Genomic DNA, 13743 nt, shown 5'->3' on the forward strand with positions numbered 1-13743 from the left:
GGTCAGGTCCGGCATTCGGACACGAGCACAACCGTAGCGAAGACTACGGTTGTGCTCGTGTCCGAATGCCGGACCTGACCCCGGATTTCAACGCAGCTTGAAGACGGCGACCACGGCGGTCAGCGCGTCGGCCTGGTCGTGCAGCGAGGCTGCTGCTGCCGCTGCCTCTTCCACCAGCGCGGCGTTTTGCTGCGTGACCTGGTCCATCTGGCCGATCGCCTGATTGACCTGCTCAATGCCGCTGCTCTGCTCCAGCGTGGCCGAGGTGATCTCGCCCATGATGTCGGTCACGCGTTGGATGCTGTCCACCACATCGGTCATGGTGCTGCCGGCCTGCGACACCAGCATGCTGCCGGCATCCACCTTGTCCAGCGAATCGTCGATCAGCGTCTTGATTTCCTTCGCCGCCGCCGCACTGCGCTGCGCCAGGTTGCGCACTTCCGACGCCACCACCGCGAAGCCGCGGCCCTGCTCGCCCGCGCGCGCCGCTTCCACCGCCGCGTTCAAAGCCAAAATATTAGTCTGGAAGGCGATGCCGTCGATCACGCTGATGATGTCGGCAATCTTGCGCGAGGAACCGTTGATCGCATCCATGGTGCTGACCACCTGCGCCACCACGCCGCCGCCGCGCTGCGCCACTTCCGACGCTTTCACGGCCAGCTGGTTGGCCTGGCGCGCGTTGTCGGCATTTTGCTTGACGGTCGCAGTCAGTTCTTCCATCGACGAAGCCGTCTCTTCCAGGCTGGAGGCCTGCTCTTCGGTACGGCCCGACAAGTCCAGGTTGCCGGCGGCGATCTGGTTGGAGGCGGTCGAGATGCTCTCGGTGCCGTTGCGCACTTCGGTAACGATGCTGATCAAGCCATCATTCATCTTCTGCAACGATTGCAGCAGGCGGCCGGTTTCGTCGCTGCTGTTGACTTCAATATGCGAGGTCAGGTCGCGGTGCGCCACTGCTTCGGCGATCTCAACCGCCTGGCCCAGCGGCACGGTGATGCCGCGCGTCAAACGCCAGGCGCAGAAGACACCCAGCGCCAGCACCACCAGCCCGAAGATGGCCATGAAGGTGCGGTTGGTTTCATACAACGCCTCGATCCGCTCGGCCTCGCCGTCCATGCTCTTGCGCTGATGCTCCAGCAAGCCACCCAGCGACCCCAGGTAGGCTTTGCCGGCCGGCGTGAAGCGCTGGTCCAGTTCTTCGGCCGCTTCCTCCAGCTTGCCGTCTTTCTTCAGCGCGACGATCTTGTCGCGCGATTCGCCGTACACCTTGCGATAGTCCTTGAGCTTGTCGTACAGCGCCTTTTCCTCGTCACCCTCCAGCAGCCCTTCTACGCTTTTCTGCAACTTGTTAATTTCGGCAACCGACTGCTTGGTGTCGTCGGCAAAGAACGGGCCCAGCGACGGGTCCGTGCTCTTCGAGATGGCCGAGGTGCGGCGCACGCTGGTGTGGATCAAACGATACCAGTCGCTGATCATGCGCTCCTTCGCCAGCGGCTGCTGCATCATGTCGCGCGTGGCGGTGGCCACCGAATGCATATGGCGAATGCCGATCACCGTCATCAGGATCATCATCGCCAATACCAAGCCAAAGCCCGCCGCCAGGCGCGTGCCAATTTTTAAATTATTCATGAGTACCGTGCCGCAATGGCAATGTTGAAAAACAAAGAAGATTGCTACTATTGAAACCGCGATTCAGGCAGCAGAAAATAGATTGCCCTAAAGAATCAATAGTTTAGCACGGCAATTATTTTAATGCCCAGGTGTGACTAGGCTGTGACGTGTAGCGTACTGACAATGCCCATGTCGAACGAACTGGAGATGACGGTGCCGGCCAGATTGGGATTGGTTTTGAGCAGGTCCGCCCAGTTGGCGGAGGCTTGATCGGACAGACCGTCGCTGGCCGTGCCGCTGCCGGTGTAGACACCGGCGCCGGTGGAGCTGGTGGCCAGCGTCGACACGATGCCCTGATCTTGCGCGAACTGGGCGCTGTCGGAGGTGTCTACCTTGCTGCCGTCGACCGGCACGCTGACCGCTTCTTCCTGCGTGCCCGCTTGTTTCAGACTGCTCAGCAAACCGCTGGCTGAATACACCGTCGCGCCAGTCGAGCCGCCCAGCGACGCCACCACTGCCGACTGCGCCGACAAGCTGACCGCTTGCGAGGACAAGGCCGCAGCCGCCGTCGAATTCTGGCCGACCGTCGGCACATACGGCTGATAAGCCGCATTGGAGGTGACGGTGTTGAGAGCGAGGGTCATGATGGGTTCAATATAGTAGCTTGTGCGGCCGCGCGCAAGCGTTAAAAAGCCGGAGCGCCTGGCGGCGTCCGGCTTTGATCACAATGACAATCAGATCTTGTTGGCGTCGTGATCACGTTTGGCGGTGTCGAGGTGGCGGTCGACTTTGTCCTCCTGGCGCGCCACCTGGGTCGCGTGCTTGTCCACGGCGTGATGCGCGATCACCTTCTGGTCATGGCGGATTTCCTGCTTTTGCTGCTTGATCGCCACCTGCTCGTTGCGGCGCGCCTGGTCCAGCTGCGCGGCGCCGGCCAGATTGCCCTGCTTCAGGTCCTGATGCTCGGCGTGCGCCAGCGCCTTGCTCTCCTGCTTCTCGGCATGCAGCTGCTGCTTGCCGGCGACCACTTCGTCCTTCTTCACCGCGATCACGGCGTTGTCGTGTTTGATCTCGCGGGTGTCCTGATGAATTTGTTTGGAATCCTGGCGGATCTGCACATTGTCGTGCTGGACCTGGGCCACAGGCGTCTGCGCGAAGGCGGCTGCGCTGATCATCGAAAACAGGCCGGCGGTGATCATCAGGGTGTTGGTTTTCATGGCGTGATTCCTTTACTGTGGGTTGGCAGACCGCTGTTGATCAGCGCTCTTGTACCTTCAACGGACCCGCCCCAGCCGAAGACGACCACACTTCAGTAAGAAAAGTTACCAGTTGTATCCAGTCTCACGCCATAAAAAAACGGGACACTTGCGTGTCCCGTTCTGTTTTACTCCGCAGTCGCAGCGGCTTTTTTAGGCGCTGCTTTTTTTGCGGCTGGTTTCTTCGCCGCCGGCTTCTTGACTGCCGCAGCCTTCTTGACCGCCGCCGCCTTTTTCACCGGCGCTTTTTTCTCTTCCGCCGCACCATCTTCGGTAGCAGCCGCCTTGCCTTTGGCCGGCGCTTTCGCTTTGCGCTCTTCGAACTCGAAGCTGATCTTGCCGTCCTTGCCCTTCACCAGGAAAGCCTTGAACGGACGACGGGTGCGCTGCGAGATAAAGCCCGGCAGCAGATCGGTCTTGCCGTCGTTGAGCAACTTGGCCATCTGTTCCGGCAGGATTTCCTGTTGCAGAATGATGCGGCCGCTGCGGAAATCGCACGCCTTCGGCTTGGCGACGGTGGCTTCGCACACATAGGCCAGGCCCATCTCGTACACATTGCCGTTGCACTTGGGGCACGGGCCCAGCGGCGTCTGGCCGGTGAAGTCGACCGGTTCCGAATCTTCCGAATCGTCGTTCTGGCCGAAGTCGAACTCCAGCTTGTAGTTCTTGATGTCCTCGTCCTTGACGATGCGCAGGATGGCGGCGAACGGACGGCCCATCTTCGAGCGGAAACCTTGCAGCGGGCCGATGGTGCGGTCGCGCAGCAGTTGTTCCACTTCGGCGATTTCAAACTGACGGCCGCCCGGCGTTTTGCTCATCGAGAATTCGCAATGGGTGCAGGCGAAGCGGCGATAGTTTTCCTTGACCACGTGACCGCAGTTCGGGCACGGCGCGGTCAGCGTGGCGTAGTCGCCCGGAATCGTATCGTTGTTGTATTCCTTGGCGCGCTTGACGATCACTTGCGTCATCTGCGCAATCTCGCGCATGAATTCTTCGCGCGAGATCTTGCCCTTCTCCATCTGCGACAGCTTGTATTCCCACTCGCCGGTCAGCTCCGGCGCGGTCAGCTCGTTGACGCCCAGGCCACGCAGCAGCGTCATCAGCTGGAATGCCTTGGCGGTCGGCATCAGCTCGCGGCCTTCGCGCAGCAGATACTTCTCGGAGATCAGACCTTCAATGGTGGCGGCGCGCGTGGCTGGCGTGCCCAGGCCCTTGCCGGCCATCGCATCGCGCAACTCGTCGTCTTCCACCAGCTTGCCGGCGCCTTCCATGGCGGACAGCAGCGTCGCCTCGGTGTAGCGCGCAGGCGGCTTGGTCACCAGGCCGTTGGCGTCGACCTTGTCGGTCAACACCTTCTCGCCCTTGGCCACCGCCACCAGCGTTTTGTTGTTGGCGGCTTCCTTGTCGTCGCCGTCGGCTTCCTTGCCGTAGATCGCCAGCCAGCCCGGATTGGTCATGACCTTGCCTTCAGTCTTGAACTGATGGCCGGACACTTCGGTGTAGCGGGTGGTGACCTGGAACTCGGCTGCCGGGAAGAACACCGCCATGAAGCGGCGCGTCACCAGGTCGTACAGCTTCTGTTCCGGCTCGGACAAATTCTTCGGCGCGATCGTGGTCGGGATGATCGCAAAGTGATCCGAGATCTTGGTGTTGTCGAAGATACGCTTGTTCGGCTTGACCCAGCCCTTGTCCAGGATCTGCTTGGCGAACTGGTGGTAGTTATTGTTGTCCTTGACCGAGTCCAGCGTCTGCTTGACGGTGTCCAGATAATCTTCCGGCAGGTGGCGCGAATCGGTACGCGGGTAAGTCAGCACCTTGTGCTTTTCGTACAGCGCCTGGGCCAGGCCCAGCGTGTTCTTGGCCGAGAAGCCGAAGCGCGAGTTGGCCTCACGCTGCAGGCTGGTCAGGTCGAACAGGCCCGGCGCCATCGAGGTGGTCGGCTTGGATTCTTCGGTGACATTGCCCTGCTTGCCGCGCACGGCGACCGCGATGGAGTCGGCCGCAGCCTTGCTCCACAGGCGCTCGGCGCGCTTCTCCGGATCGTTCTCGTCCTTCTTGAACTTGGTGTCCAGCCAGCGGCCTTCGTAGACGCCGGCGGCGCAGACGAATTCCGCGCGCACTTCCCAGAAGTCGCGCGAGACGAATTTCTTGATCTTCTCTTCGCGCTCGACCACGATCGACAAGGTCGGCGTCTGCACGCGGCCAACGGTGGTCAGGTAGAAGCCGCCCTCTTTCGAGTTGAACGCAGTCATGGCGCGGGTGCCGTTGATGCCGATCAGCCAGTCCGCTTCCGAACGGCAGCGGGCGGCGTCGGCCAGCGGCAGCATGTCTTCGTCGCTGCGCAGATGGGTGAAACCGTCGCGGATCGCGCCTGGCGTCATCGATTGCAGCCACAGCCGCTTGACCGGCTGCTTGGCCTTGGCGTTCTGGGCAATCAGGCGGAAGATCAGTTCACCTTCGCGGCCCGCGTCACATGCGTTAATCAGGGTGGTGACGTCTTTACGCTTGATCAGCTTGTTCAGCACCTTGAGGCGCGCCTCCGTCTTGGCGATCGGGTTCAGCGCGAAATACGGCGGAATCATCGGCAGATGGGCGAAGCTCCACTTGCCGCGCTTGACGTCGTGTTCTTCCGGGACGGCAATTTCCAGCAGGTGACCGACGGCGGAGGACAACACGTACTCGTCGGATTCAAAGTACTCATCGTGCTTGGTGAAGCCGCCCAGCGTCTTCGCGATGTCATTCGCGACAGACGGTTTCTCGGCGATGATGAGGGTTTTGCTCATATTTAGTATCTCGTTTGTAACACTTGAGGGGAGGACAGATGCGCATCATACATGGATCGCGCAGCAATCTGCACGTTTGCGTCACAGTCTTATCAAAGCGCAAATAATAAGCGGATTGCCGTGCGCACCGCAAGCATGCCGCGTCGACACGGCCAATTGTTGCACGAAAGTAATTTTCGAGGGGAATTTAATGCAGCAGGCGCGGCGCCTGGTCTTCGTCGGAGCCGAACAGGTCGTCGAACATCAGCGCGTCCGGTTCCTTGCCCTGGCTCCAGAGCAACATCAGCACGATGACCTTGAGCTTGCCCAGCGAGACCGGCATCTCTTCCAGCGCCAAAGCGCGCTCGATGACGATTTCGCGTTGCAGCGGCGACAATACCTTGGCCGATTCGAGGAACTGGATGAAACCGATGGCGGCGCCGCCCAGTGCGTCCTGCTCTTCTTCGACGTAGAAACGGGTGCCGGTGGAGGCCGCCGTGAGCGCCTGCTCGACGCCGGCCATGGCGTTGAGGTCGGTCAGCCACACCAGCGCCTCGGAAATCTCGACATCATCGAAACCGACGGCCGACAGCTTCTTGGCCAATGCAGCCGGCTCCGGGCACGCATCGGGCCGGTAATAGGTTTCGTAGAGATATACAAGGACGTCGAACATGGCTCTACTCTATCAGTTAACACGAATCGGAGACAAGTGCTGTTCAGCCACGCAGCCTTTGAAACATGCCGCCCGGCAAGCGTTCCAGCAACCCGGCCAACTCCAGCGCCAGCAACTGCCCCTGCAATTCGCCGGCCGGCTGGCCCAGATGCAGCGCCAGCACCTCGGCCTGGACCGGACCGTCACCCATCGCCAGCAACACCCGGTCGACGAAACTGTCGTCCAGCGCGGGCCGGGCGCCGGCCTCGCCGTCGGCCAGCATCTGCATCGCCTGCAACACATCGGCGGCGGTTTCGACCAGCTTGGCGCCCTCGCGGATCAGTTGGTGGCAGCCTTTGGACAGTGTCGCATGGATCGAACCGGGCACCGCGTACACATCGCGGCCCTGCCCGACCGCCAGCCCGGCCGTGATCAGCGAGCCCGACCTGGCAGCCGCCTCCACCACCAGCACGCCGCGCGCCAGCCCGCTGATGATGCGGTTGCGGCGCGGGAAGCTGTCGCGCGACGGCGGCGTGCCGAGCGCATATTCGCTGACGAGGCAGCCCTCCTCGGCGATGCGCCGCGCCAGCGCACTGTTGCGGGCCGGATAGATGCGGTCGGCGCCGGTGCCGAGCACGGCGATGGTGCTGCCGGGGCCGTTCAAGCCGCCGACATGGGCCGCCGCATCGATGCCCAGCGCCAGGCCGGAGACGATGGTCAGGCCGGCCTCGGACAGCGCCTGCGCCATGTGTTCGGCGTTCAGCAGTCCCTGGCGGCTGGCGTTGCGCGAGCCCACCACCGCCACCGAACGCTGCGGCAATAGCTCAACGCGGCCCTTGACGAACAGCAGCAGCGGCGCGCCGACGATGTTGCGCAGATATTCAGGATAGGCGGGATGGTCGAACGGCAGCAGATAGTTGCCCGGCAGCGCCTGCCACGACAGCATGGCGTCCAGCTGGGCGTCGAGATCAGCCGGCGGCGATGCCAGCAAGGCGTCGGCCTGGTGCGGCTTGACGATCTCCAGCAGCCTGGCCCGGCTGGCGGCAAAAATGGCGGCGGGCGTGTCGAAGTATTCCAGCAGGCTATGCGCGGTCAGCAGGCCGACGCTGTCGGTCTGTTGCAGACGCAGCCAGTCGGCCAGCGCTGGCGGCGTCGTTTCGGCGGGGGAATCCGTGGCTTGCACGGCGCAGCTTACTCCGGCGACTTGGCGATGTCGCCGATCTGCACCGGCGCCGTCACCTGCATGATCAAGCCGTAGGAAATATGCTTGAACGTGCGGAAGATAAACAAGCTGCCCACTTCCTCATCCGGCAGCTTGACCTGCTGCTCGCGCCCGAACCAGCCCTTCTTGGCCGTGGAATCGCTGACAGTTGCTCCCGCATGGTACAGCTGCAGCACGGCGCCGACATCGAGTCCGTCAAGCTTTCCGCGATTAATGCTGACAATCTGGTTCTGGCCGGCGTGGGTGACGCCACCGTACACCGACACCACGCGCGACTCGACCGGCTGGGCCGGCGGATGCGGCACGTAATTACGCACCGGCATCGGCGGCACCGCGCGCAACTGGTCGCCCTTGCCGATTTCCTGGGTGGCGGTGGTGACCGTGAAAGTGTGCACATCGCTGCCGGCGCCCGGCTTGGCCTCGGTCTGCAACTTGACCGTGCCTAGATAAAAGGCCTCGTAGGCGATGATTTGCCTGGTGACCGGATCTTTCAGCGGCGCGCCCGGGCGGAATACCTGGAACGCGCTGTTGCCGCCCAGTTCGCCGCGCACATAAGCCTTGTCGTCCTTGCCAAGGAACACATGGCCCTCCTGCGTGGCGACGATGCGCGGTGCGCCTTTCAATTCGTCATCTTCGATAATCAGCGGCTGGGTCAGGAACGGTTCGATCACGCCCGGCGGAATCGACGGCACGGCGTCCACGCCCAGGCCGTCGGTACGCACGCGCGGGCGCAGGCGTTCGGCGGCCGGGTCGTTGACGCCGCTGTTGGCGGCAATCGGCTGCCCCAGCCGCAAGCGGCCGGCGGCGCGGTCGAACCAGATGATCTGGCCCGGATAAATCCAGTGCGGATTGGCGATATCCTCGCGGTTCATGTCCCAGACCGTGGGCCAGCACCAGGGCTTTTGCAGGAAAGTACCGGAAATATCCCACAGGGTGTCACCCTTGACCACTACGTGCTGGTCCGGGGCGTCGGCGCGGAATTCGCAGACCAACGGCGCTGCCGAAGCGGTGGCGGCGGCAAAAACCAGCACCGCAACCACAAGGCGGCTACCGACTGTGCTAAAATTTTTCATTAATAGATCCAGTAAGTGCGCCACAGGTGCACGGCAGCAAAGCAGTAAAGCTTGCTAAATTGAATCAAATTCTGCCCATAAAACCCTGAACTAGCAAGCGAAACCGCGCTCCCATCATCCGTCGCGCGCTTGCTGCATTAGCAGGGAAATCACATAGTTTTCACTTCGTTATCATGGCTATTTTAAATATTCTGCGTTACCCCGATCCACGCCTGCACAAAGTTGCAGTGCCGGTTACCGTTTTTGACGAACGTCTGGCCAAGCTGGTCGCCGACATGGCCGAAACCATGTACGACGCGCCGGGCATCGGCCTGGCCTCGTCGCAGGTCGACGTCCACGAGCAAGTGGTGGTGATCGACATCAGCGAAGAAAAGAACGCGCTGACCGCCTTCATCAACCCGGAAATTCTGTGGGCCAGCGACGACAAGGAAGTCTACGAAGAAGGCTGCCTGTCGGTGCCGGGCGTGTACGACGGCGTGGAGCGTCCAACCAAGGTCAAGGTGCGCGCCTTCGACGTCAAGGGCCAGCCGTTTGAAGTCGACGCCGATGGCCTGCTGGCCGTCTGCATCCAGCACGAGATGGACCACCTGCTGGGCAAGGTCTTCGTCGAATACCTGTCGCCGCTGAAGCGCAACCGCATCAAGGCCAAGCTGCAGAAGGAAGAACGCGGCATGCAGCGTGAAGCCCAGCTGCGCGCCCAGGGCCGTCGCTACTAAGCCATGAAAGTCATCTTCGCCGGTACGCCCGAATTTGCCGCCACGGCCCTGCAAGCGCTGCACGAGGCCGGCTTTGAAATCCCGCTGGTGCTGACCCAGCCGGACCGCCCTGCCGGCCGCGGCATGCAATTGCAGCCATCGGCCGTCAAGCAATACGCAGTCACGCACGGCATCGAAGTGTTGCAGCCGCTGTCGCTGCGCATGGACAGCAAGGACCCGCAGCGCGCCGAGGAAGCCCTGGCCGCGCACCAGCGCCTGCTGTCGACGCCGTATGACGTGATGGTGGTGGCCGCCTACGGCCTGATCCTGCCGCGCAGCACGCTGGACATCAAGCCTTGCCTCAACATCCACGGTTCGCTGCTGCCGCGCTGGCGCGGCGCCGCGCCTATCCATCGCGCCATCGAAGCGGGCGACACGGAAACCGGCATCACCATCATGGAAATGGAAGAAGGCCTGGATACCGGCCCGATGCTACTGATTGAAAAAGTGGCCATCGAAGACAGCGACACCACCGGCAGCCTGCACGACAAGCTGGCGGCGCTGGGCGGCAAGATGATTGTCGAGGCGCTCCACAAATACCAGCACCAGCAGCTGGAAGCGGTGGTGCAGCCGGAACAAGGCGTCAACTACGCCAGCAAGATCAGCAAGGAAGAAGCGGCGCTGGACTTCTCGCAATCCGCCGTGGAGATCGGCCGCAAGATCCGCGCCTTCAATCCCTTCCCGGGTGCGCATGGCACGGTCAACGGCGTGGTGGTCAAGCTGTGGGGCGCGGAAGTGGTGGAAGGCAGCGGCGCCGCCGGCACGCTGCTGTCGGCCGATGCCCAGCATGGCATCGTGGTCGCTTGCGGCCAGGGTGCGCTGCGCCTGACCTCGCTGCAAAAACCGGGCGGCAAGCGCCTGCCTGCCGCCGAGTTCATCAAGGGATTCCCGCTGGAAGGCCTGCGCTTCAGCTAGTCAGTTCACCGTCTGATTGCCAGGGCACGGATTGTCGCCCTGGTAGTTGTCCAGATTGGCGCGCAGGATCAGCAGCGATTGCCGCCGCCGTTCCAGCGCCGCCTGCTGTTCCTCAATCTCCCGCAACAGAATGGCCGATTGCTGCATGGTCTTTTCGATCGAGCATTTGCCGTTTTCATCCAGCATGTCGCGGATCACATCCAGCGAAAAACCCAGCTTCTTCGCGCCCTGGATCAGCTTCAGCCGGTCTGGTGCGTTGCTGGCATACTGGCGGTAGCCGGACGCCGTGCGCGAGATCGGCGCCAGCAATCCCTGCTCTTCATAAAACCGTATCGCCGAGGCAGCCATGCCTGACATTCGGGAAAGTTCACCGATTTTCATTTTTCGCTTGACCCTCAAGTTGACTTGAAACTTATTATAAGGTGGTCCGCCTCAGCCTGCTTAGGCAGGCCATATAACATCTAGGAGTATCGATATGACCGACGTAATCAAACACCTCAACTGGCGCTACGCCACCAAGAGCTTCGACGCCGCCCAGAAGCTGGACGACGCAAAACTGAACCACATCCTGGAAGCGATCCGCCTGGCGCCGACCTCCAGCGGCCTGCAACCGTTTGAAGTGTTCGTAGTGAAAAACCCGGACCTGCGCGCCAAGATCCGCGAAGTGGCATGGGGACAGGCGCAAGTGACCGACGCCTCGCACCTGCTGGTGTTCGCGGCCTGGGACAACATCACCCCTGAGCGCATCGACGCCGCCTTCGACTACACCAACGAAGTGCGCGGTTTCGTCAACGAAGGCTGGGAAGCCTATCGCAAGCAGCTGCACGCCATCATTGCCGCGCGCACCGAACAGGCCAACTTTGACGCCGCCGCGCGCCAGGCGTACATCGGCCTGGGCGTAGCGCTGGTGGCTGCCGCCGAACAAGGCGTCGACAGCACGCCGATGGAAGGTTTCGATCCGGCCGCCGTCGACCAGATCCTGGGCCTGAAAGAACGTCACCTGCGCAGCGTGGTGATCCTGCCGGTGGGCTACCGCAAGGCCGATAGCGACTGGCTGGTCAACCTGAAAAAAGTGCGCCGTCCGCACGACAAGTTCGTCACCGAACTGAACTAAGCGATGGCCGACACGGCGGAAGAATATTCCGCCGTTGTTTGGCGCTCATCAAATCTTCACGCCATTTAAATAGACCCCCTTTATTTTCCTGCCTAGACTCGATCCTCAACCACTGGAATCGAGGAGGCATCATGGACAATTACAAAGGTGGCTCGCGGAAACAACTAGCGCTGCAACGGCGCCTTGATGCCTTGTTCCGCGCGCTGGCATCGGATTTTCTGCTGCGCGAACAATTCATCACCGACCCGGCCCAGATCGCATCGGAATACATCAGCGGCAAGCGCATCGCGCCCGACAAAGCCGCCGCGATGAACTACCTGATTTACTGCTGCCTGGCCAACAACTACCTGATCTCCTGGCTGCGCGATTACGCCATGCGCAGCGACGGCAAGGAACCCATCACGCAACAGCGTTTTGTGCGGGATTTTTCCGCCGCCGTGGTCGAGCAGCGCGCGCATCATGTGGTGTCCGCGCTGGCGCATTTTGCGCTGCACGACACCGCGCGCATTAAACTCGACGACAACTGGCTGCAAGTGATCTTCGGCCGCTGGCACCACTTCGGCGAAGAAGGAACGGACGATGCCACCGACAGCACCGGCACCGATAGTACAGACGCCACGGATAGCACCGATGCGACCGACACCACCGGCACCGACAGCACAGGTACGGATACCACGGGCACGGACAGTACCGGCACAGATACCACAGGCACTGATGCCACCGGCACCGGGACCGACGCCACAGACGCGACCGATGCCACCGACAGCACTGATAACACAGGAAACACTGGCATCACCGCCACCGACTCGACCGGCACCAATCCGGACGCCACGCTCACCGCCATCACGTGGAAAACCTACATCACCGACACCACCGACAAGACTCATCCAAGCACCACGCCGTTCACGCACACAGGCATGACACGTTCGCCGATCACCACTGCCACCACCTTGAACACCGAACGCTTCCTGGGCACCAGCCACGTCATCATCACCCTGGAGGCGCTGACCAGCTATGCCCGCCACCTGATCCGCTCCGGCGCACTGGACGACTTCCTGTCCGAGCAAGGCCCCGGCGAACGGCCATGAGCCTCGCCGACCTGCTCCCCGCCGCCGCCGCTCAGGCCGACAAGGCCGCGCCAGTGGACCGACGCCAGCGGCTACTCACACTGCTAAACTCCGGCGACACCAAAGCCGCGCTCGCGCTCTGGCAGCAGGAACTCGCCACCGGCGACCCAGCCTACCGCTGGGCCCAATCTGCACTGGAACGCGCCATGCAGCAAGGCGACTTCAACTTGATGGGCCAACTGGGCAAACTGCTGGCCTACCGCTGGCGCAGCCCCTGGCATCCCGAGCGCCTCCCCACCGGTCAAGCCCTGCCACGCGTCCCGCGCGACATCCTCACCCTCAGCAAACTGCGACACGACGCAGGCCAGTTCGCCTACCTGCGCCAACTGGGCCTGCTGGACGCCACATTCGACGCCACCATCGACATCTACCGCCACCTTGCAGACTGCATGGTCGCCACCGGCCAAACGGAAGCGCGCAAGGAAATGAGCGACGCCGAACGCACAGTGATCGGCAACACCTACAACCGCATCGTACACCTGCCGGAAGTGGGCCGCGTGGCACGCGCGCTATCGCCCAGTTGGAATCCGCGCGACATCGAAGCGCGCTTTGTTGAACATGGCGAAGGCCTGGTAGTAATCGATGATTTCTTAACGCCGCAAGCACTGCAAGACCTGCACCGCTTCGCCATGCAAGCAACAGTCTGGACCGGCATCCGCTACGCCTTCGGCCGCTTCGGCGCATTCTTCCAGGATGGCTTCAATTGCCCGCTACTGCTACAGGTCGCCGAAGAGTTGCAAGCGGCCCTGCCGCGCGTGATCACGCCGCGCTATCCACTGCGCCAGATCTGGGGCTTCAAGAACGCCGACGACCTGCCGGCCGACGTCAACCTGCATGCCGACTTCGCCGCCGTCAACGTCAACTTCTGGCTCACGCCGGAAGAGTACAACCTGTCGCCCGATACCGGCGGCATGAAGGTGTACGACGTCGACGCGCCGCTGGCCTGGGACTTCCACACCTACAACGGCCGCACCGACATCATCAAAGCCTTCCTGCGCGAAAACAAGGCGCAGGCGACCTACATCCCATATCGCCGCAATCGCTGCGTGCTGTTCAATTCCGACCTGTTCCACGGCACCCACGAAGTGCATTTCAAACCGGGCTTTGAACATCACCGCATCAACGTCACCATGCTGTACGGCCAGCGCGAAAACGACCAACTGCACCGCAGCCTCAGCAGCCGTCCCGACCTTGAAACGCGCTGGGGTCGGCACAACAGTGCATGGCGCTCCCCTGCCTTCGGCCGCCATCGTTGACAG

13 protein-coding genes are annotated in these 13743 nt (G+C 62.1%); 5 read left to right on the forward strand and 8 right to left on the reverse strand.

What is annotated here, in order from left to right:
* Positions 1-87 precede the first annotated feature (87 nt).
* From GTP69_RS25910 to GTP69_RS25940, 7 genes are all read right to left on the reverse strand, one after another.
* On the reverse strand, positions 88-1626 hold the full coding sequence (locus GTP69_RS25910) for a methyl-accepting chemotaxis protein (protein ID WP_161057583.1): 1539 nt from the start codon (positions 1624-1626) through the stop codon (positions 88-90).
* A 137-nt stretch (positions 1627-1763) separates the two neighbouring features.
* A complete protein-coding gene (locus tag GTP69_RS25915; protein WP_161057584.1) occupies positions 1764-2252 on the reverse strand; it encodes a hypothetical protein in 489 nt (162 codons plus the stop codon).
* 90 nt (positions 2253-2342) lie between these two features.
* Positions 2343-2825, reverse strand: a complete 483-nt coding sequence (locus GTP69_RS25920; RefSeq protein WP_161057585.1) for a hypothetical protein — start codon at positions 2823-2825, stop codon at positions 2343-2345.
* Between the two features lie 167 nt (positions 2826-2992).
* A complete protein-coding gene (locus GTP69_RS25925; protein ID WP_161057586.1) occupies positions 2993-5647 on the reverse strand; it encodes a DNA topoisomerase III in 2655 nt (884 codons plus the stop codon).
* A 187-nt stretch (positions 5648-5834) separates the two neighbouring features.
* Positions 5835-6299 carry a Smg family protein gene (locus GTP69_RS25930; RefSeq protein ID WP_161057587.1) on the reverse strand — a complete coding sequence of 155 codons (465 nt, stop codon included), beginning with the start codon at positions 6297-6299 and terminating at the stop codon, positions 5835-5837.
* A 43-nt stretch (positions 6300-6342) separates the two neighbouring features.
* Positions 6343-7461 (reverse strand): DNA-processing protein DprA, encoded by a 1119-nt coding sequence (dprA, locus tag GTP69_RS25935; RefSeq protein WP_161057588.1) that lies wholly within the window; start codon positions 7459-7461, stop codon positions 6343-6345.
* 8 nt (positions 7462-7469) lie between these two features.
* Positions 7470-8573: a LysM peptidoglycan-binding domain-containing protein gene (locus GTP69_RS25940; RefSeq protein WP_161057589.1), complete on the reverse strand. Its 1104-nt coding sequence runs from the start codon at positions 8571-8573 to the stop codon at positions 7470-7472.
* A 173-nt stretch (positions 8574-8746) separates the two neighbouring features.
* Between GTP69_RS25940 and def the strand changes: the two genes are divergently transcribed.
* Entirely contained in the window at positions 8747-9289 is a 543-nt protein-coding gene (gene def / locus GTP69_RS25945; RefSeq protein ID WP_161057590.1) for a peptide deformylase, read from the forward strand.
* Positions 9290-9292: 3 nt separating this feature from the next.
* Entirely contained in the window at positions 9293-10243 is a 951-nt protein-coding gene (gene fmt, locus GTP69_RS25950) for a methionyl-tRNA formyltransferase (RefSeq protein WP_161057591.1), read from the forward strand.
* Here fmt and GTP69_RS25955 read toward each other — a convergent pair whose 3' ends face one another.
* Complete coding sequence (locus GTP69_RS25955; RefSeq protein ID WP_161047823.1) at positions 10244-10624, reverse strand: MerR family transcriptional regulator; 381 nt, start codon at positions 10622-10624, stop codon at positions 10244-10246.
* 94 nt (positions 10625-10718) lie between these two features.
* Between GTP69_RS25955 and GTP69_RS25960 the strand changes: the two genes are divergently transcribed.
* The 3 genes from GTP69_RS25960 to GTP69_RS25970 all read left to right on the forward strand — a co-directional run bounded on the left by GTP69_RS25960 (position 10719) and on the right by GTP69_RS25970 (position 13740).
* Positions 10719-11357: an NAD(P)H-dependent oxidoreductase gene (locus tag GTP69_RS25960; RefSeq protein ID WP_161057592.1), complete on the forward strand. Its 639-nt coding sequence runs from the start codon at positions 10719-10721 to the stop codon at positions 11355-11357.
* A 131-nt stretch (positions 11358-11488) separates the two neighbouring features.
* Positions 11489-12445, forward strand: coding sequence for a hypothetical protein (locus GTP69_RS25965; protein ID WP_161057593.1), 957 nt, complete (start codon positions 11489-11491; stop codon positions 12443-12445).
* Positions 12442-13740, forward strand: coding sequence for a hypothetical protein (locus GTP69_RS25970; RefSeq protein ID WP_202424573.1), 1299 nt, complete (start codon positions 12442-12444; stop codon positions 13738-13740). Before GTP69_RS25965 ends, GTP69_RS25970 begins: the two co-directional genes overlap by 4 nt.
* Positions 13741-13743: the final 3 nt, after the last annotated feature.

Origin of the sequence: Duganella levis (genome assembly GCF_009857605.1) — a bacterium.
GTDB lineage: Bacteria > Pseudomonadota > Gammaproteobacteria > Burkholderiales > Burkholderiaceae_D > Rugamonas > Rugamonas levis.